This window comes from Pseudomonas sp. Leaf15, assembly GCF_001421425.1.
GTDB lineage: Bacteria > Pseudomonadota > Gammaproteobacteria > Pseudomonadales > Pseudomonadaceae > Aquipseudomonas > Aquipseudomonas salomonii.
In genome coordinates this window covers 591,330-609,014 of sequence record NZ_LMKI01000023.1, presented here as the reverse complement: position 1 = coordinate 609,014, position 17,685 = coordinate 591,330, and the positions used below count along the sequence as shown (strand labels likewise).

Sequence of the window (17,685 nt, the reverse complement as noted above, 5' to 3'; positions counted from 1 at the left end):
ACGCGACAGTGGGCCGCCGCGTGTGCGTGGCCCTATTCGGCGGGAGTATCGGGAGGAGGATGTGAAAACTTTGTGAGTTATTTCTGAAGGCTTCGTTCAGCTGAGGTTCAGCAAAGCGCAGGCTGGGTGCCGGATGCCTGATTGACCTGTGCTTGAAGGTGTGCGCGCAGACGCAGAACCTCCTGCTGCAGTTGATCGCGTTCTTCTTTTAATTGGCGCAATTCATCGCGACGCACGCTCACGTAGAGGGTCTGTGGCGGTCGGGTCATCTGTGCTGTGCTCATTGCTTACCTCGCAAATAGCCGGTAGATCGCGGTGCCGGAACGCGTCAATCGAGGTTCTCGGCAACAGTCGGAAGCAATTCTGAATTCTTTTTCAGGCCAATGGAACTTTTTTATTTTTGGTGGTCCCTGTGACTTTTTCGGCGGTGATGCTGAAACGATGGCATTTTTTTGTCATGAAACTACACGGATCCGCTCTGGACTAACCCTCATTAGCCTCATTGCGCTATAAACTATGTCACACATTTATTTAGTAGTTAGGAGCATCAGCACATGCAACTGGGGATTATCGGACTAGGCCGCATGGGCGGTAACATTGCGCGGCGCCTGATGCTCAATGGGCATACCACCGTTGTATACGACCGTAACGAAGCATTCGTCAAAGGCCTGAGCGAGGAGGGCGCCACCGGCGTCGCCGACCTCAAGGCCCTGGTAGCCGGCCTGCAAAAGCCGCGCGCCGTGTGGGTAATGTTGCCGGCAGGCGCGCCCACCGAAGACACCATCAATACGCTCAGTGAGTTGCTCGAAGACGGTGACGTGATCATCGACGGCGGCAACACCATGTACAAAGATGACATCCGTCGTGCCAAGGCCCTGTCGGAAAAAGGCCTGCACTACGTTGACGTAGGCACCTCCGGCGGCGTCTGGGGCCTGGAGCGCGGCTACTGCATGATGATCGGCGGCGACGTCGAAACCGTGCAGCGCCTCGACCCGATTTTCGCCAGCCTGGCACCGGGCCTGGGCAGCATCCCGCGCACCAAGGACCGTTCGGCCTCTGCCGACAGCCGCGCCGAGCACGGTTACATCCATGCAGGCCCAGCCGGTTCCGGGCACTTTGTGAAGATGATCCACAACGGCATCGAGTACGGGATGATGCAGGCCTTTGCTGAAGGCTTCGACATCCTCAAGACCAAGAACTCGGAGAACCTGCCGGAGCACGAGCGCTTTGACCTCAATGTTGCCGATATCGCCGAAGTCTGGCGCCGTGGCAGCGTAGTCTCGTCCTGGTTGCTGGACCTGACCGCCGACGCATTGGCCACCGATCCGAAACTCGACGGTTACTCCGGCTCCGTGGCCGACAGTGGCGAAGGCCGCTGGACCATCGAAGCCGCCATGGAGCAAGCCGTGCCGGTACCGGTGCTGTCCACCTCGTTGTTCGCCCGCTTCCGTTCCCGTCAGCAGAGCACCTACGGTGACAAAATGCTGTCTGCCATGCGCTTCGGCTTTGGTGGCCATGTGGAGACTTCCAAAAAATGACCGCTAACGGCAAGAAACCCAAGGCCGAACCCGCTCCACCCACTACCTTGTTTCTGTTTGGCGCCCATGGCGACCTGGTCAAGCGCCTGCTCATGCCGGCGCTGTACAACCTGAGTCGCGACGGGCTGCTGGGCGACGGCCTGCGCATTGTCGGCGTTGACCACAACGCCATCAGTGACGCCGATTTCGCCAAGAAACTTGAGGACTTCATCCGCACCGAGGCCGCCAGCAAAGTCCGGGGCAATGCCGAAAACGCCCTGGACCCGGAGCTGTGGGCGCAGTTGGCCAAAGGCATCAGCTACGTCGAGGGCGATTTCCTCGACGACAGCACCTACGCCGACATCGGCAAGAAGATCGCCGACAGCGGCACCGGTAACGCCGTGTTCTATTTGGCCACGGCACCGCGCTTTTTCGGTGAAGTGGCGCAGCGCCTGGGCAGTGCGGGTTTGCTTAACGAAACCGATGATGGTTTCCGTCGTGTGGTGATCGAGAAACCGTTCGGGTCGGACCTTGCCACCGCCGAAGCGCTGAACGCGTGCCTGCTCAAGGTGATGAGCGAGAAACAGATCTATCGCATCGACCATTACCTGGGCAAGGAGACGGTGCAGAACATCCTGATCAGCCGTTTCTCCAACGTGCTGTTCGAAGCGTTCTGGAACAACCATTACATCGACCACGTGCAAATCACTGCGGCGGAAACCGTCGGTGTCGAGACGCGGGGTAATTTCTTCGAGAAAACCGGCACCCTGCGCGACATGGTCCCCAACCACCTGTTCCAGCTCCTGGCGATGGTAGCCATGGAGCCGCCGGCGGCGTTTGGCGCCGATGCGGTGCGCGGTGAAAAGGCCAAGGTCGTGGGGGCAATCCGCCCGTGGTCGTTGGAAGATGCGCGCGCCAACTCGGTACGCGGCCAGTACAGCGCCGGCGAAATCGGCGGCAAGTCGCTGCCCGGTTATCGTGAAGAAGCCAACGTTGCGCCTGACAGCAGCACCGAGACGTTTGTCGCCCTCAAGGTGATGATCGACAACTGGCGTTGGGTCGGCGTGCCGTTCTACCTGCGTACTGGCAAGCGCATGAGCATTCGCGACACCGAAATCGTGATCTGCTTCAAGCACGCGCCGTATGCGCAGTTCCGCGACACGGACGTGGATGAGCTCAAGCCCACTTATCTAAAAATCCAGATCCAGCCAAACGAAGGCATGTGGTTCGACCTGTTGGCCAAAAAGCCCGGGCCGGCCCTGGAAATGGCCAATATCGAATTGGGTTTCGACTACAAGGACTTCTTCGAAATGCAGCCGTCGACCGGGTATGAAACCCTGATCTACGACTGCATGACCGGTGACCAGACCTTGTTCCAGCGCGCCGACAACATCGAAAATGGCTGGCGTGCAGTGCAGCCGTTCCTGGATGCCTGGAAGCAGGATGACGCGATCCAGACCTACAAGGCCGGTGAAGACGGCCCGGCGGCCGCCGACGAGTTGCTGGCCCGCGATGGCCGCAGCTGGCATAGCCTCGGATGAGTGATGCAGCGATTCATCCCATCCAGTTGGTGCTCAGTGATGTAGACGGGACCTTGTTGCATCCTGACCACAGTCTTAGCCAGCGCACCGCCGATACGGTCCGGGCGTTGCGTGACGCCGGGGTGTTTTTCAGCCTAGCCAGCGGGCGGCCGCCCAAGGCCATGCTGCACCTTATCGAAACGTTCGGTATTGATGTGCCGGTCGCAGGTTTTAATGGCGGCACGTTGATCAACCCGGATGGCAGCATCCTGGTTGCCCATCATCTGCCGGCAGAAGCCGCGCTGGTGACCCTGGCGCTGTTTTCGGCCGAGCCGGACGTGGAAGTCTGGGTGTTCGCCGATGGCGATTGGCTGCGCCGTGACCCGCCTGGGCCGATGATGCAGCGCGAAGCCGATGGCCTGGGCTACGGGCCAGTGGTGGTGGAGAGTTTTGAGCCGTACCTGGACCGGGTCGACAAAATTGTCGCGGCGAGCAACAACACGCAGTTGTTGATCGAGCTGGAAGCGCAGTTGCAACCCAAGGTGCAAGGGCTCGCACAGGTATCGCGGTCGCAGCCGGTGTACCTGGACGTCACCGCCATGCTCGCCAACAAGGGCGAGGCCTTGAAAACCCTGGCTGCGCACCTCGGCGTGCCGATGCAGCAGACGGCGGCCATCGGTGATGGTGGCAATGACCCGGCGATGTTTGCCGTGGCGGGTTTGTCGATCGCGATGGGGCAGGCGGAAGAAACCGTCAAGCGCCAAGCCAGTGTGGTCACCGGCAGCAATGTCGAGGACGGCGCAGCCGAAGCGATCGAGCGCTTTATTCTTGCGCCGCGATAAGTCGCTTAAGTTGTAATGCTCAACTTCCGATCATTGTCAGGCAATGATCGGAAGTTACTGCCGCGTCTTACTTGGGCATGGCCCACGACAACAACTGATGGCCATCTTTGTCGAGTTCGGCACGCGCCTGCAACAACAAATCTTCCAGTTGAGCCGGGTCGGTATAGGTACTCGATGACAGCTGTTTGCTGCCGATACGGGTGTTGGTACGGTCGATGACGCTCAGGCTCAGGGCGCCATTGCCATCGTGCCAGGCCACGCACTGAAAGGGCTGGAAGGCACGGTCTGCAATCAAAAGAGCTTCGTTGATGCGCAGCGGGGCGTTCATGTGGGTCTTCTCTCTAAATGCCCAGTCAGTTAAGTCCCGTCGGTTGGGCGAGCCAGACGGTGAGTTACTTGTACTGATGCACGATGGCAGGGTACGGGTCACATCTTAGAGCAAGAAATTTCAACTTTTCGTGATTGGCGTCATGTAAGCGGCTGTTTTGAAAGCGCATTGAGTGTGCAGGTGGTGGCTGTTTTTTTTGTCCGCAGCCACGCCGAGGTGGCTTTGTGCTCAGACTTATAGCGAAACGATACAAAGGCCGCGTCAATAACTTGCTAGTGTTAGCGCCAGGCCGCACAAACCGTTGTTTATAAATAACTTTAATAATTTGGCGCCAAGGAATAGTCATGGTTGTTACACCTGTCCAACGACGCTTGCTCGTAGTCGACCCGTGCGACGACTGCCACCAGCTATTGCCTGGGCTGCACGGTGCAGGGTGGGAAGTGGACAGCTGCGCACTCACCGCCGTGGGCGACAGGTCGTGTGATGTGGGCCTGTTGCGCCTGCAGCCGTATCATCTGGAGCGCCCCGAAGCGGTCAAGGAGTTGATCAGCCGCAGCGGCACCGAATGGATCGCCGTGCTCAGCCAGGATGTTTTACGCCTGCAAAATGTCGGTGATTTTGTCTGCGAATGGTTTTTTGACTTCCACACGTTGCCGTTTGATGTGGCCCGCGTGCAGGTCACCCTGGGGCGTGCATTCGGCATGGCGCGCTTGCGCGGCAAAGGCCATGCGCTGACCGACGCCCAGGAACATGAACTGCTGGGCGACAGCCGACCCATTCGCGAACTGCGTAAATTGCTCGCCAAGCTGGCCCCTACAGAGTCGCCGGTGCTGATTCGCGGCGACAGCGGCACCGGCAAAGAGCTGGTGGCCAAGACCCTGCATCGCCAATCCCAGCGCCATGCCAAGCCCTTTGTCGCGATCAACTGCGGCGCCATTCCCGAGCACCTGATCCAGTCCGAACTGTTCGGCCATGAAAAAGGTGCGTTCACCGGCGCTCACCAGCGCAAGGTCGGGCGTATCGAGGCGGCCCACGGTGGCACGCTGTTTCTCGATGAGATTGGCGACCTGCCCATGGAACTGCAAGCCAACTTGCTGCGCTTCCTGCAGGAAAAGCAGATCGAGCGCGTCGGTGGCAGCCAGCCCATCCCGGTGGATGTGCGGGTGCTGGCGGCGACACACGTGGACCTGGAAGCGGCGGTTGAGAAGGGCACGTTTCGCGAAGACTTGTATTACCGGCTGAATGTCCTGCAGGTGATCACCGCGCCGCTGCGCGAGCGGCATGGCGACGTGGCGATGCTGGCCAACCATTTCTCGCGCTTCTACAGCCAGGAAACCGGGCGCAGGCCGCGCAGCTTCAGCGAGGATGCACTGGTTGCCCTGGGCCAACACCCGTGGCCGGGCAATGTGCGCGAATTGGCGAACCGTGTGCGCCGTGGCCTGGTGCTGGCAGAAGGGCGCCAAATCGAAGCCGGTGACCTGGGGTTGCAGGGGCAGCAGGCAATTGCGCCGCCAATGGCTACACTGGAAGATTACAAGCACCGCGCTGAACGCCAGGCGTTGTGCGATGTGCTCAACCGGCACAGCGATAACCTGAGTATCGCGGCCCGCGTGCTGGGCGTGTCCCGGCCGACGTTCTACCGGTTGCTGCACAAACACCAGATCCGCTAGGGCGGGTAACCGAAAAGCCCCGCAACGACCCTTATCGTTGCGGGGCTGATCGTTCCCACGCTGATCGTTCCCACGCTCCGCGTGGTAATGCCTCCAGGGACGCTCCGCGTCCCACTACTGCTAAAAGTAATACGGGAATTTCAGGCTGAACGTAAAGTCCGGCGCATCATCCGTCATCCCAATCGACAGGTTCGGCACGATCGTCAGGTTGTCCGACGCCGCAATCGTCATGCCCACGTTGAAATAACCGGCGTTGGCATCGCTGGACACCACCGATTGCCAGTCCTGGCCGCTCTGCTTGACCTTGCTTTTGCGCTGCACCAGGTCGGACACCGAGAACGACATACTCATCTTCTCGTTGAGCGCGAAGGCCACCCCGACACCGAGCTGGAAGCTGTCACCCAGGCTGACTTTGCCAGGGATCTTCTGATTGAGGTTGGGGCTGATGTCACTGAACGAGTCTTCGAAGTTATGGGTGTAGGAGAGCGAGCCGAACAGCACCGCCGGGTCGAAGGTCTTGACCAGGGAAATACCTGGCGTTACCGACCACACCCCGTTACCGGTCGGCAGGCTTTCCGGCACGGCGAGGTTGTTGTTGCTCGCTTGCTCGATCAGCTTGATGCCATAGGGTTCCTTGCCAGTGGGTGCCTTGACCCGCAGCGACACCACCGCATCCGGCAGGCTGGCGCTCTCATCGAGGAACTTGTAGGCGATGCCGAAGTTGACATCACCAATGGTCGGGTCGCGGCTGACGGAGGCTTCCGACGTATTCTTGGCATCGCCGCCGGCACCACCGGATTGGTACGTCGCTTCGCGATACACCACCGGCACGTTCAGGTCGAACTGCCAACGGTTGTCCAGGTTGTAGCGGCCGGTGAGGTCCAGGGTCCAGCTGTCCGATTTGATCCGGTCCAGGTTGATATTGCCGAGGAAGATCGAGTCCAGTGCCAAAAAGCCGTTGAGAGACAATTGCCGCGCGTCGTAGCGGGCATAGGTGAGGCCGGTTTCAAAGCTGAACTTGCCATTGCCGAAAAAGCCGCTGGCCTCGTTGTACAAGTTGCTCACACTTTGGGCCGGGGCGGAATCGTCCTTCAGGTTTTGCCCGTAGGAGCTGCTGCCGGCCGCACCCCCGGATGCAGCGGCTGCGCCGACGCCTGCCACTGTCGTACCGCCTTTTTGGAAGTCGGCAGGGGATTTGGCCAGGCGTTTGGGCGCAGGTGTTGCGGGCTGATCTTCTACTTGTCTTACGCGTTGCTCCAATACGGCCAGTGCTTTTTGCTGCACTTCATAACGTTGCTTGAGCTCCAGCAGCTCCTGTTTCAGCGTTTCGATGTCGGCATCCGGAGCGGCATACAGCACCGACGCGGGCAGGAGCGTACTCAAACAAATCACGGCACGTAACGATAAAGATCGATGCATGAAATAAGCCGTCCCTTTCTAATGCGTAAGTGTCGAGGCTCAGCGTAGTTCAATAACCGGAGGGGCGTAGGCCTTTGAGTTGATCCAGGTTCAGGTTCTGCGTGATGTTGTTCAAACCGTTGTTGCCCATGACCACATTAAGTTGGGTCATGTTACTCACGAAGTTGCTGTTGCCTTGAATAACCGTGCCTTGCAGCACATTGCCGGCGCCGATTTGTTGCACCACATTGCCTTGATTGTTATTGGCCTGGAGGGCCATTTGCAGCCCGCCGTTTTTAGCCGTGACCGTGACCTGGCCGGCGGCTGTGCCACCGGTGATCGGCTGGCCGGCAATCAGTGCCTGGCCGGACTGCACGTAATTGGCCGGTGCCAGGCCGTTTTTCGTCACGTTGATATCCACGCCGTTGTTGGCCGTGTTGCCATCGCCCGCTGCGCGCACGCTTTGCGTCACACCCTGGCCGGTGCCAAGGCCGGCGCCGCCGACGACGGTGCCCTTGCCGTCAGGCTGTTTGATCACCCCAGTGCCGTCGTTGCCGGTAATTTGCACGTAAAACTGCGGGGTGACGGTGGAGGCATTGACTTGCATGTTCGCGGTGCCGGTGACCGTCGCGCCGGCGGCATTGGTCCAGGTGCTGCTCATCACAATGCCGAAGCTGATAATCCGCCCGGGCATCACATAGCGCCCGCGCAACTCGGCCATCTCCGCGTCCTTGAGCTCGATCGGCTTGAATGCCGAAGAAGCATAGGCAGGTGCTGCGGCTGCCAGGCATATCACCGTCAGCCAGCGTCGAGTGTTCATCGTTTGCTCCTGGAGCGTCCTGCTCCTTATTGCGCTTCTAGAAGAAGTCGCTCTGGATAAAACCGAAGTCCATCAATTCACTGTCGCGTACCGGGCTGAACTCGTTGAACTGGTTCTTGGCCGTCAGCGGCGCGCGGGGCGTGAGCAGGGCGTTGGTCTTGTCGTAACCTTCACCGATCACCGCGAACACGATGCCGTTCCAGCCCTTGACGAAATCGTCCTTGGCATAGCGCTTGTTGCCCAGCACGGGGTCGCCGATATACACCCAGTCGTTGTCGGCCCGTTGCAGCACCACAAAGTGCTTGTAGCCGCGAATATCCAACAGCACCACCACCGGCACTTTCACGGTGACCAGCACTTCAGGCGTAATCCGGTAGCCCTTGGCGCGCATGTGGATGCTTTCCAGGTAGCGCTTCATGTCGAGCATCGAAAAGCCTTGGGTGCGCACCAGGTCCTGGTCGGCGTTGACCAGCATGCCCTTGATCACGTGGTCTTCATCCACGTCCATCCAATAGGCTTGGCGCAGGATGGTCGCCAGCGCGGCGGCGCCGCAGCTGAAATCGGTTTTCTGTTCCACCAGGTTGGCGAATTTGCGCTCGCGGATGCTTTCGACCTTCTTGTACACCACCGCGCCGTTTGGCATGACAACGGCCATTTGCGCCGCCCAGGTCGGGCCGGTGAGTGCGAACAAGAGAAGGGCAGCTGTGAGGCGCATGATCGTATGACCTGCTGGACACTGGAAATAAAAAGGGCCTTGTTGCCAAGGCCCGATCTGGATCAGAAGCGAGTGATTGCTACGTTGTTCTGACCCTGGTTGTTGCTGCCCGACAGAACGTTGGAGTTCGAGACCCCGGAGCTGTAGTTCATCGAGTTGTTCACGCTGGCGTTGTTGACCACCGGTTTGGTGCTGCCCCAGCCGTGGCCGCTGGCCAGGTTGAGGGTCAGGTTGCCCGACACATCCTGCACGCCAGTGACGGCTGCAGCACCGCTGTCGCCATTCCCCGAAGCAATTGCAACGCTGTTGCTGCCTTGGTTGGAGGTGCCCGATGCGGCGTTCAACTGAATCACGCCTGAGGCGTGGTTGCCGCTGTCGTTAAGGGAAGCGTTGTTTTTAGTGCCGCTGTTGGCCACAAAGTTACCGGTGTTCGATTGGGCGGTGCCGGTGGTGGCGAACACGAAATCCGCATCCCCGGAAACGATAGCCACATCGTTTTTGCCTTGGTTGTTGTCGCCGCTCAGCACGTTGCCGTTGGCCACGCCACTGATGTTGTTGTAGGAGTCATTAGCCGAGGCGTTGTTTTTGGTTTTGTCATTGAGCACTGCGTTGCCATGGTTGCTTTGACCGTCCAGTGTGGTCGCGGCAGCTGTGGTAGGCGCGTGATAACCGCCCGCTTGAGCAGCAACAGCCATGAGCGCAGCGAGAGCAAAAGCCAGTGGTTTAAGAGCCATTGAAGTTTTCATGGTGTATCTCCTTGCTTCTAATTAGTTGGTTAAGTGTTGGTACGGTCTAGCTATGGACTCAGCTCCATCAGTTGAGTCGTAAGTTCAGGGTGTTAGCCACTCGGTTCCCCACCCCGGCGCTCTGGTTGACCTGAACCACTCCACGGCTGCCGGTGAAGGCCTGGTCGCTGGTAACGACCTGGCGGCTGCCAGTGGTAGGGGTCAACCCTGAGTCGGTTGCAAGCGCAACGTTCTGTTGCGACATGACGCTGTCGTCGATGCTTTGCGGGCCAGCATTCACGCTGATGCGCACGGCATTGATCATCTGGTTCTGGGCCCCGGCGGACTGGTTGACACTCAGTGCACCGTTGCCATTAGTGAAGGAGTTGCCCTGGATCGCCGCGTTGGCGTTCAGGGAACGGTCGGCGGGCGTGCCGCTGATTTTTTGCGTGACGGCGATGTTTGCCTGGGCGTTGTGGCCCACTGCGATGGCAACATTGTTGCTCAGTTGCTGCTGGTCACCGGCGGCCTGGTTGATAGTCACCACACCGTTGTACTGCTGGCCCGAGTTCTCTAGGGTTGCGTTGTTGTTGCTGTCGGCCATCGCCGCGGTGCAACCGAACGCTGCAAGCAACATCCAGGAGTGGTTCATTTCATTGCCCCCCCGACCATGCCGCTGATGTTGTTCAGCGGCGCGAGGCCGCTGGAGATCGCGCCGTTGACCGTGCCGGCAATGCTGCTGCCGCTGCCGTGGCCGGCTGCACCCGCTGCGCCGAGGTTGTTGGCGCCACCGAGATTGTTCAGCCCGGGGATGCCGCCATTGGGCATGATGCTGCGCGTAATGCTTAAGCCACTGCTGATACCGGCGATGTCGTTGTCGCTGAGCTCATTGTTCATGGCGCGGTTGACTTGAGCCGACGGGTTGGCATTCACGGTATTGGGGTAGGGGTCCTGGCCGCGTGATCGACCGATTGAATAAGGTTGAACCTGGCGTTCAACCACGATCACACCATCACCTGCCGCGAGCACCGGAACGCTCACGCTGGCACTCAGTGCACAGCCGATCAGCAGGAGGCTCAGTGAGCCTGGATTGTGTGTGTCCATGGCGGTGTTCCCTATTCTTAACGCTGACCCTAAACAGCGTTGTCAGGAACAGAGCAGAACGCGTGCCGCTTTTTATTTATTGTTTGTATTCAAAGGGTTGAAGTTAATTCAAGGCAAAGTGATGGCGCTGCTGTTTCATGGTTGAAACAGTGCCGCCGTCAAGGGACATGCCCGGCCCCGCCTCAAGCCTGTCTCAGCGATGAAACACTGCGCATGACAAACTCATGAATGCGCACCCGGCGGGCGATTCAGGCGAGTGGGGTGTTTCAAAAATGGACACTTTGGGCGCGAGCGAACCGGCTGTTGCAGGCAGGCTCAGCCCTTGGGCGTTTTACGCGGGATGGAATTGAGTACCGGGTTGCCGTCCTGATTTTGGGTCAGGTAGACCGGCAACACTTTGGGCAGGGAAGGCACGAGGTTGTTGACCTCGTTGATGTTGTAGATGCCGCCGATGCGAATCGCGCCGGTGCTGGCATCTGCCAGCATCACCGGTTTGCTCAGGTAGCGGTTGATCAGCGGCAACGCGTCGGTCAAGGCCAGGTTGTCGAGTACCAGTTTGCCCTGGCGCCAGGCCAGGGCCGAGTCATTGGGGTTAATCGCAGCGACGTGCGGGGTGGCATCGCCCAGGTTGTAACTGGCCTGCATGCCGGGGTTCAGCGGCACGCTGGCGTGCTCCTTGTCGCTGGAAATCTGCACCGAGCCTTCCAGCAACATCACCCGCACCTGGTCTTCGTACTTCCAGACGTTGAACTGAGTGCCGGTGACCCGCACCTGGCCTTCGCCCGCCTTGACGATAAACGGGTGAAGGCTGTCATGGCTGACCTTGAAAAACGCTTCGCCCTTGTTCAAGGTCACGCGGCGCTGGTCTTTGTAATGGCTGTAGACCAGTTCGGTGCCCAGGTTCAATTCAACCTGGCTGCCGTCGCCGAGGGTGACCTTGCGCAAGCCAGTGCCGGCTTCGAAATGCTCGTAGGAGCTGGGCAACCAGCCCGCTTCCCAGCCGGTAAAGGCGGCCAGCGGCAGGGCGGCGAGGCTTATCGCGGCGGCCACCGCGTAAGTGCGCAAGCGGCTGCGCGGTTTGAAGGGCAGCACCACCGCAGCAGGCGCACTGCGCGGCAGGTGGTCGGCCACGTCCCAGATTTCCAGCATGGCCGCATACTCAAAGGCATGCAGCGGATGGGCGTCGTGCCATTGTTCAAAAGCCCGACGTTCGCCCGCCGTGCAATCACTGGCATGCAGGCGCATGCACCAATGCGCGGCGGCATCGGTGATCGCGTCATATTCGTCTTCTGAAAGGGGCTGTTGAGTCATTAAACCGTCCTGATTTCCAACATTCTAACCTCCCGAGGCGGATGACGAGAACAGCCGTCATGGCGATTGCACATCAATTGGAACTTATTCTCGTTTGAAAACATCAGAAAACACAGGACACGAGTCCGTCATTCCCACAATGGAGAACGAATATGTTGAAGAAAACCTTAGTCGCCCTGTGTGCAACCACCGCGCTGCTCAGCGCCGGCGCCGCCCTGGCCGATAAGCCGGGCGCGGGCTGGATCACCATCGAAAAGGCCATTGAAACCGCCAAGACCAAGGCCGGCTATGTCGAGGTCTACAGCGCCGAAGCCGATGACAACGGTTACTGGGAAGTCAAAGGGCGCAAGTCCGATGGCATCGTGTATGAAGCGCGTATCGATGGCGCTTCCGGCAACGTTTTGCGTGATCAGAAAGACTGAGGCGCCTGACGGGGGCTGCTCAAGCCCCCGTATCCAAAACACGGCCCAGGTGCGTAATCAGGTAAGTCACCGAGTCGGCATTGGCCAAAATTGTGTCAATGCGTTTGTCGGCGTTACTCATGAAGACGTCGCGGGCATCCTTGAGGTCCTTGGTGCCGGTGGCGTTCAGGACTTTTTGTCTCACGTGAGCCGTCGCAGTGTCAGGCCCGTAGTCTTCCCATCGTGCCGAGTAATCATCCCAGGTCTTGAACAACATCGTCGCGGGCGTCAGGGTGGAGAGCGCGGTACTTTGCAGGTCCTCCAGGGTTGTTTTGAGGATCTGGGCGCCCGGTTTGGCCGCGTTGATCAGGTCGGTGAATGGCCGCATCGCGTCAAGGTAGGCGATGTCTTCAGTGTCGAGCTTCAAGTGCGTCAGTTCGTGAATCAGGACACTGGCCCTGGCATGGGCGGAAGTATCGAAGGGTGAATTCAAACGGTTCTGGTAACTGTCCATACACGGGTCGAAGAACCGATTGAGCAGGTACAGCTTGCGCTCCCTGTCTTCAGGAATAACAAACGCGTATTGGTGCGTGGCACTTATACGGCTGGTTCCACTGACAAAACGCCTGGAATCGGCGCTGGTCAGGGTCGGGTCGCTCAATTCATCCAATATCACGTCGACGATTTTTTCGACCCTGCTCACCTGTTCAGGCGTCAGGCTGACCACACCGAACAACTCACCCAAAAACCGACCTGCACGGCTATTGGGCGCACGCTGTTTGGCAAACTGCACGATATTGCGTTTGCAGTTGACGGTGTAATAGGTCGCAACATTTAACCCTTCGGTGATGACCTGGGCTTTCCAACTGGAGAGCGCGGCAATTTCGCGCATGCCCGTCGCCTCGATATTGATCGCCGCCCGTTCGCCGGCTCGTGCCTGCATGCGCGACATGACTTTACCAAACCGTGGGTTATGCAAGCTGAGGTCCAGCACCCATTTACCCTGTGGGTTGCGGCCCACATATGCGCCCACATGCTCACCCTGGGACAGGCGCCAGCGCTCGGCGGTTTTTTTCACCGAGTACACTTTGCCGGCCAGTGGCACATAGTTCTTCAAGCTCGCCTTGTCCAGGTACACATGGATGGACGCGCTGTGTTCCAGGTCCTTCAAGGCGACACCGTGCGCTTCGAATGGCTGCAGCCCGGTACGCGCGGGCGCAGTGACATCCAGGTTCGCCAGGCGGGTGGCCGTGGGCAGGCTTTCGTCTGACAGGTCGGCGTGTGAGGCTTCGGTTTCGGTGGGCGGATCGGCTTCGCTGCCCTCAAGCTCATTGCGCAGGGCGGCCATATGCGCCACGCCGATGATGAAATCCTTCATGCCGGTTTTCCACTGATGCAATTGCAAGGCATCGGCTGAACGTTTGAACATTTTGTAGGCACGCCATACCGCCAGCGGATACGCGAGTTTTCCTGCCATGTACTGCGCGGCTGCGGGGATGCCCTCGCGCAACAGGTCGGTCAGCCTGTCCCATAGCGCCTTGGCGCCTTTCTCGAACTGGCAGGCGAGCATTTTCAGCAATAGCCGCGTGTTGTCGTCGAACAGGTAGTGAAGGGCATTGCCGGTGACGACGGACGAGGCCAGGCGGATATCGAGGGGGCGATGACGGTTGTTTTGCAGCAAATTTCGGTAGGTAGCCTGATGCGGCGCCTCCAGGTGCAGCACCACCCAGTCCTGAAGTGCTCCAGGCTTGGTCAAGTCATCCAGCAGCGCTTGCTCGTTCGCATACTCCTTGAGTGCATGGTGTTCGCTGTGGGGCGCGTACAGCACCAGCGGCCCGGCGCCACGGGTCGTAGGGCCAATCAAGTACATCCCCAGCACCTTGGCCAGGGAAGCGCCTTCGGTGGCAATCAACTCCAAGGGCCGCAGCATGGCCGATGCCCCCTCGAGCGCCGCCCGCGCCAGTGCGTCGGGCATGTCGAATACCTGCTGGACATGACTCAGTGCCTGCGCCGTCAGCCGCTCCTGCAGCCGTTGCTCATGGGCGTACTGCAGGGTTTGCCAGGGTAACTGTCGGCAATACAGGCCGCGGCGTTTGCGGCCTTCGTCCGTGTTGACGTCCAGCTGGCTTTGCAGCAGCTTCTGGTAGAGGCTGTTCAGGTCCAGCTGGCGAACCATTTGCACCACGGCACTGGCATCCAGTGTGGCCGGCAGAGCCGTCGCGTTACGTGAACGTGGTCGGATGTTTTCGGCATCCAGGTCGGGCCAGTGCCGCAAGGCAAAGTCGGTCAAGTTGTAGACATGCACGTCGAGTGCCTGATGCACGGGGATCAGTATGTTATCGGGGTTCAGTGGCTGGTCGGGATAGCGGGCCTTGAGCAATGCCAGCAGCGCCGTGTGCGCATGCGCGCGCAGAGGGGTGATGCCGCTGAGGTAGTCTTTTTCGTCAGGCGCACTGTTGTGATACTGCTCAAGCAGCTCGGCTTGATGAAGCTGGTCCTTGGGCGGCGCCAAGCCCAGCCAGACGGGCAGGGCCTGCTGATGAGTCATGGCACTCGCCATCGCGATGGCTCGCTGAAGGTTGGTGGGCGAGGGCTGCTCCAGGGTTGCCTCGATACGGTCTTGCAACGCGCGAGCGGCCAAGTTGATCGAAAGCAACTGATCGATACCGTTCATGACGTGGTCGCTGTAGGTCTTCAGGCGATTGTCCAGCACGTTGTCGTCAATCCTTTGCAGTGGCCCCAGCCCATACACCTGATGCGGTGCGCGCAAGGAAATCGCCAGGTTTTCCAGCAAGGGCAAGCGTTTGATCGGGTGCTCCAGGCGCCGGGCCATTTCCTCTCGCAAAGCGAGTACCGAAGTAAACACCTCATACCCGCGCCGAGGCGTCCAGAGCACGGCCTGGCCCGAACGTTGCGGATCGATCCCTCCGCGTTCGGTCAGCACAAACAGGTTGGCGAGCGCCTGGGCGATGTCGGAGGTGCCGATGTTCAGTGTCAAGGCGTAGGCATCCGGCAGAAAGCCGTTCAGGCCATGCCGGGTCAAGCGCACCAGGCTGTCGGTGCGTAGCAGGGTATCGACCACCGCCTGGCTGCTGGGCAGCAGTGTTTTGCCTAACAGCCTCAGTTCGGCCTCACTGCGCAAACCCAGCAGCATCGAGTGCGCCTGTTTTTCCCGCATGTTACTGAGGAACAGTAAGGGAAGCTGGCGCATCTCGTGGTTGGCAAACACCTTCAAGACTTGATCATTGATCGTGTTGAAGGTGCTCAGGGTCATGCTGGGCAACTTAAGGGCCAGATGCGGCTCGGGCTGGGTATAAAACCCGGTGGTGGCCTGGTTGGGAACGTACGACACCTCACCGCTCAGGCGCTCGATGAAGTGCTCAACCATGCTCACGGACGTCAATGACGGACGTTCTTCGCGCTCCTGGGCATGGGTTGGATACGTGTTGATATAGACGTCCTCGGCCTTGAGCGCCAGGCGCTGGGATTGCAATTCGGCATTCAAGGCGAGGGCGACCATGGAGCGCAACGTCGGGTGTTGTTTGCGCTCGGTGGCCAGTGCGTCGGCAGCTGCGCGCAGGCGCTGCAGGTGCAGTTTTGCGCGTTCGGCCTGCACCGTCGACGGCCGTTCGTTACCGCTGGTGACGGGGTGCGTCGTCCAGCGCCCGGAGGTTTCCAATGCCGCCAGGCGACTGTCCAGCATGGTGCGTATATCCAGGGCGCAATCGAGCAACGCGTCCAGGTTTATCTGGCCATCACTGCGCCGGAACAGGTCCAGCGCGTGGTTCATGTTGCTGATCTGCTTGGTCGCAATGTCTTCGATCATGCCGGCAAAAACGTTGCCCGGCACCGACTGGGCGGTGATGTCTATCGGGTCCAGGCCTATAAACGTGTCGCGCTCGTCCAGAGACAGAAAATTGAGCAGCTCATCTTCGTGGCCTGCGGTCTTGAGCATGCTCAACAACGTATCTTTGAGCGCCTGCATGTCCTTGAGCACCTGCACCCCGCGCGATTGCGTGTACAGGTAGGCGTGGCTCTCGCTGATCAACAGCGTGCTGGCCAGCTCCACATAGTGCTGATAGGGCGCATGCAGGCGTACGGTTTCCACGCTTAGTTTTTTGGCGTGAGCATTCCGGGCGTGCTGGTCTGGCAGGAACAAGGCCTGAAGGGTGTGGCTTTCGTCGGCGCTGAGGATTTGCTCCTGGCGCTTGAGCAAGACATCCAGGCGAAATTTATCTGCCATCACCTGGGTAAAGAGTTCCAGGCGTGAGGTTTCGTTGCCGATGTCTTCGTTCCAATAGGTTTTCAGCAGGCTGTCCAGCAGTTTCGAGAGGCTACCGGAGGTTTCCTTGATCAGGGTTTCCCAATACTGCTGATCGTGTTCGCGTTCTGCCGAGGTGAAGGTACTGGTGATGTGTTTCGGATTGAAATACTCACGGGTCTGGTCCTTGGGCCAGGCATGTTTCACATAAAACTGCAGCAACGCCTCGCTCAGCGGCAGGGAATTGGCCCAGCGTCGCTGACCGCCCGCCGGGTCCTGGATAAAGAAATCTACCCGTGTATCGCGTTGATCCAGGTTGGGGAAATACGAGCGCGCCATGATGCCGAGCAGCGTGTCGAGCATGCCGTACAGCGTGGGGGTCTTTTGCAGGTGCTCGAGTACGGCGCGCACGTTGTCTTGCTGGCAGGCCTCAAGGGCTTGCTCCTGGTCTTGCATGACGGCGCCTTCGACAACCGTGGTGGTCAGCGTTATCGGCGTGCCGGCGGGCAAGGCGATGCGCTGCGCAATCGACAGAAAGCTCATCAATTGGACACGCTGCACCGTATCCGCCAATTGCTCGGCGACATCGACAAGCAGGCTGGCAGGGTCGTCAAACACCTGAATACCGCCATAAGGCGTGTAGAGCAGTGCTTTGCCGGCGTCCGGGGTGGGGCTCATCACAAAGGCGCCGGCCAGTGGGAAGGGCGCCTGGCCCGACACATTGATCATCAGCCTTTCGACACTCATGGGGTAGGTTTGCCGCTCGGGGTCCTTACGTGCGGCATCGCTGGCTTGATACACCGTATGCAGCCAATCAAGGTCTTTGACGGTCAGCCCCAGCGCACGCTCGCGTGCGCTGGGCGAGTTTCTTTTAATCGGCAGTAAAAATTCGTCAAAAAAATACGCCGGGGTAACGCCGGTCATGGGCTTGCTCCAAAGGGCAGGGGAATGACAGGCTAAGGACACATGAGCGGCGGGCGGGGGTAAATATTGAGGTCCGTCGCAAGTTGACAGCAGGCACAGTGCGTGGTGTTTAATCGGGCACTTGAATGTCCATTCGTTGCCTCTCCTAA

Annotated in this window: 15 protein-coding genes; 5 read left to right on the top strand and 10 right to left on the bottom strand. The window is 59.4% G+C overall.

Annotated elements, in window-relative coordinates; translation table 11 throughout:
- Positions 1–107: 107 nt before the first annotated feature.
- The gene (locus ASE80_RS31145; protein WP_256349299.1) at positions 108–284 is read right to left on the bottom strand and encodes a DUF6026 family protein; all 177 of its coding nucleotides are present in this window, start codon (positions 282–284) and stop codon (positions 108–110) included.
- A gap of 270 nt (positions 285–554) precedes the next feature.
- Here ASE80_RS31145 and gnd point away from each other — a divergent pair, with 270 nt between their 5' ends.
- Genes gnd through ASE80_RS18960 form a run of 3 tightly spaced genes read left to right on the top strand, consistent with a single transcriptional unit; the run spans position 555 to position 3,879 of the window.
- Positions 555–1,538: a phosphogluconate dehydrogenase (NAD(+)-dependent, decarboxylating) gene (gnd, locus tag ASE80_RS18970; protein ID WP_017138121.1), complete on the top strand. Its 984-nt coding sequence runs from the start codon at positions 555–557 to the stop codon at positions 1,536–1,538.
- Positions 1,535–3,058 (top strand): glucose-6-phosphate dehydrogenase, encoded by a 1,524-nt coding sequence (gene zwf / locus ASE80_RS18965; RefSeq protein WP_056860297.1) that lies wholly within the window; start codon positions 1,535–1,537, stop codon positions 3,056–3,058. Before gnd ends, zwf begins: the two co-directional genes overlap by 4 nt.
- Positions 3,055–3,879 carry a Cof-type HAD-IIB family hydrolase gene (locus ASE80_RS18960; protein ID WP_056860296.1) on the top strand — a complete coding sequence of 275 codons (825 nt, stop codon included), beginning with the start codon at positions 3,055–3,057 and terminating at the stop codon, positions 3,877–3,879. The genes zwf and ASE80_RS18960 overlap by 4 nt, the downstream gene beginning before the upstream one ends.
- A 67-nt stretch (positions 3,880–3,946) precedes the next feature.
- Here ASE80_RS18960 and ASE80_RS18955 read toward each other — a convergent pair whose 3' ends face one another.
- Positions 3,947–4,207, bottom strand: a complete 261-nt coding sequence (locus tag ASE80_RS18955; protein ID WP_056860295.1) for a hypothetical protein — start codon at positions 4,205–4,207, stop codon at positions 3,947–3,949.
- Positions 4,208–4,551: 344 nt separating this feature from the next.
- Here ASE80_RS18955 and ASE80_RS18950 point away from each other — a divergent pair, with 344 nt between their 5' ends.
- Entirely contained in the window at positions 4,552–5,877 is a 1,326-nt protein-coding gene (locus tag ASE80_RS18950) for a sigma-54 dependent transcriptional regulator (protein ID WP_056860294.1), read from the top strand.
- 120 nt (positions 5,878–5,997) lie between these two features.
- On the opposite strand, the gene ASE80_RS18945 is transcribed toward ASE80_RS18950, so the two are convergent.
- The 7 genes from ASE80_RS18945 to ASE80_RS18915 all read right to left on the bottom strand — a co-directional run bounded on the left by ASE80_RS18945 (position 5,998) and on the right by ASE80_RS18915 (position 11,950).
- Positions 5,998–7,296, bottom strand: a complete 1,299-nt coding sequence (locus tag ASE80_RS18945; RefSeq protein WP_056860293.1) for a transporter — start codon at positions 7,294–7,296, stop codon at positions 5,998–6,000.
- Positions 7,297–7,345: 49 nt separating this feature from the next.
- Positions 7,346–8,095 carry a hypothetical protein gene (locus ASE80_RS18940; protein ID WP_056860292.1) on the bottom strand — a complete coding sequence of 250 codons (750 nt, stop codon included), beginning with the start codon at positions 8,093–8,095 and terminating at the stop codon, positions 7,346–7,348.
- A 37-nt stretch (positions 8,096–8,132) separates the two neighbouring features.
- A complete protein-coding gene (locus ASE80_RS18935) occupies positions 8,133–8,810 on the bottom strand; it encodes a C39 family peptidase (protein WP_056860291.1) in 678 nt (225 codons plus the stop codon).
- Between the two features lie 62 nt (positions 8,811–8,872).
- Positions 8,873–9,556, bottom strand: a complete 684-nt coding sequence (locus ASE80_RS18930; protein WP_056860290.1) for a hypothetical protein — start codon at positions 9,554–9,556, stop codon at positions 8,873–8,875.
- A 67-nt stretch (positions 9,557–9,623) separates the two neighbouring features.
- Positions 9,624–10,187, bottom strand: a complete 564-nt coding sequence (locus ASE80_RS18925) for a hypothetical protein (RefSeq protein ID WP_056860289.1) — start codon at positions 10,185–10,187, stop codon at positions 9,624–9,626.
- Positions 10,184–10,639, bottom strand: a complete 456-nt coding sequence (locus ASE80_RS18920; RefSeq protein WP_056860288.1) for a hypothetical protein — start codon at positions 10,637–10,639, stop codon at positions 10,184–10,186. The genes ASE80_RS18925 and ASE80_RS18920 overlap by 4 nt, the downstream gene beginning before the upstream one ends.
- A 315-nt stretch (positions 10,640–10,954) precedes the next feature.
- On the bottom strand, positions 10,955–11,950 hold the full coding sequence (locus ASE80_RS18915) for a FecR family protein (RefSeq protein ID WP_056860287.1): 996 nt from the start codon (positions 11,948–11,950) through the stop codon (positions 10,955–10,957).
- A 152-nt stretch (positions 11,951–12,102) separates the two neighbouring features.
- Between ASE80_RS18915 and ASE80_RS18910 the strand changes: the two genes are divergently transcribed.
- Positions 12,103–12,372 carry a PepSY domain-containing protein gene (locus ASE80_RS18910; protein ID WP_056860286.1) on the top strand — a complete coding sequence of 90 codons (270 nt, stop codon included), beginning with the start codon at positions 12,103–12,105 and terminating at the stop codon, positions 12,370–12,372.
- Positions 12,373–12,391: 19 nt separating this feature from the next.
- Here ASE80_RS18910 and ASE80_RS18905 read toward each other — a convergent pair whose 3' ends face one another.
- Positions 12,392–17,536: a dermonecrotic toxin domain-containing protein gene (locus ASE80_RS18905; RefSeq protein WP_056860285.1), complete on the bottom strand. Its 5,145-nt coding sequence runs from the start codon at positions 17,534–17,536 to the stop codon at positions 12,392–12,394.
- Positions 17,537–17,685 lie beyond the last annotated feature (149 nt).

What these genes read in the sequence shown, in the direction of transcription:
- ASE80_RS18960 (WP_056860296.1), top strand. Translation starts at nt 3,055, where the DNA reads ATGAGTGATGCAGCGATTCATCCCATCCAGTTGGTGCTCAGTGATGTA.
- zwf (WP_056860297.1), top strand. Translation starts at nt 1,535, where the DNA reads ATGACCGCTAACGGCAAGAAACCCAAGGCCGAACCCGCTCCACCCACT.
- ASE80_RS18920 (WP_056860288.1), bottom strand. Translation starts at nt 10,639, where the DNA reads ATGGACACACACAATCCAGGCTCACTGAGCCTCCTGCTGATCGGCTGT.
- ASE80_RS18940 (WP_056860292.1), bottom strand. Translation starts at nt 8,095, where the DNA reads ATGAACACTCGACGCTGGCTGACGGTGATATGCCTGGCAGCCGCAGCA.
- ASE80_RS31145 (WP_256349299.1), bottom strand. Translation starts at nt 284, where the DNA reads ATGAGCACAGCACAGATGACCCGACCGCCACAGACCCTCTACGTGAGC.
- ASE80_RS18910 (WP_056860286.1), top strand. Translation starts at nt 12,103, where the DNA reads ATGTTGAAGAAAACCTTAGTCGCCCTGTGTGCAACCACCGCGCTGCTC.
- ASE80_RS18950 (WP_056860294.1), top strand. Translation starts at nt 4,552, where the DNA reads ATGGTTGTTACACCTGTCCAACGACGCTTGCTCGTAGTCGACCCGTGC.
- ASE80_RS18935 (WP_056860291.1), bottom strand. Translation starts at nt 8,810, where the DNA reads ATGCGCCTCACAGCTGCCCTTCTCTTGTTCGCACTCACCGGCCCGACC.
- ASE80_RS18905 (WP_056860285.1), bottom strand. Translation starts at nt 17,536, where the DNA reads ATGACCGGCGTTACCCCGGCGTATTTTTTTGACGAATTTTTACTGCCG.
- gnd (WP_017138121.1), top strand. Translation starts at nt 555, where the DNA reads ATGCAACTGGGGATTATCGGACTAGGCCGCATGGGCGGTAACATTGCG.
- ASE80_RS18930 (WP_056860290.1), bottom strand. Translation starts at nt 9,556, where the DNA reads ATGAAAACTTCAATGGCTCTTAAACCACTGGCTTTTGCTCTCGCTGCG.
- ASE80_RS18925 (WP_056860289.1), bottom strand. Translation starts at nt 10,187, where the DNA reads ATGAACCACTCCTGGATGTTGCTTGCAGCGTTCGGTTGCACCGCGGCG.
- ASE80_RS18915 (WP_056860287.1), bottom strand. Translation starts at nt 11,950, where the DNA reads ATGACTCAACAGCCCCTTTCAGAAGACGAATATGACGCGATCACCGAT.
- ASE80_RS18945 (WP_056860293.1), bottom strand. Translation starts at nt 7,296, where the DNA reads ATGCATCGATCTTTATCGTTACGTGCCGTGATTTGTTTGAGTACGCTC.
- ASE80_RS18955 (WP_056860295.1), bottom strand. Translation starts at nt 4,207, where the DNA reads ATGAACGCCCCGCTGCGCATCAACGAAGCTCTTTTGATTGCAGACCGT.